Source organism: Oleiphilus sp. HI0117 (assembly GCF_001635235.1).
In genome coordinates this window covers 1-463 of the sequence record NZ_LWGA01000492.1, presented here as the reverse complement: position 1 = coordinate 463, position 463 = coordinate 1, and the positions used below count along the sequence as shown (strand labels likewise).

The 463-nt window shown below is 46.9% G+C and carries 1 protein-coding gene; it reads left to right on the top strand.

All coding sequences use genetic code 11. The annotated features are described in order from the left end of the window. On the top strand, window positions 1-463 hold a 463-nt coding region (locus tag A3757_RS05560; RefSeq protein WP_197469837.1), incomplete at both ends, for an FAD-dependent oxidoreductase.

Sequence of the window (463 nt, the reverse complement as noted above, 5' to 3'; positions counted from 1 at the left end):
GAATGGTTCAGAGTCTTACATAGCACCGATTACACAGCGTTTTAAAGACAACATTCACCTTAACAGCAATATCATAAAGGTAACACGAAGCCCTAGCGAGGCGGCCATTACCTTTAGCGACCATTCTGTGCAGACCTTTGATCAGGTCATCTTTGCCTGCCATAGCGATCAAGCCTTACGGCTACTCGGCGATGTGTCTGAAAAAGAGAGCGAGATTCTTGGCGCAATCCCCTATCAGGACAACAGCGTCACTCTGCATACAGATACTCGCCTCATGCCTAAGAAAAAACTGGCCTGGGCGGCTTGGAATTATCATATTCCTCAGCGCGCTAATGATTGTGCCATGGTGACTTACAACATGAACATCCTGCAGAACTTCGACGACGCTCCCGAAACATTTCTAGTTACTCTAAACAGGACCAATGAAATAGACCCCAGCAAGATCATTCGCACGTTCAACTAC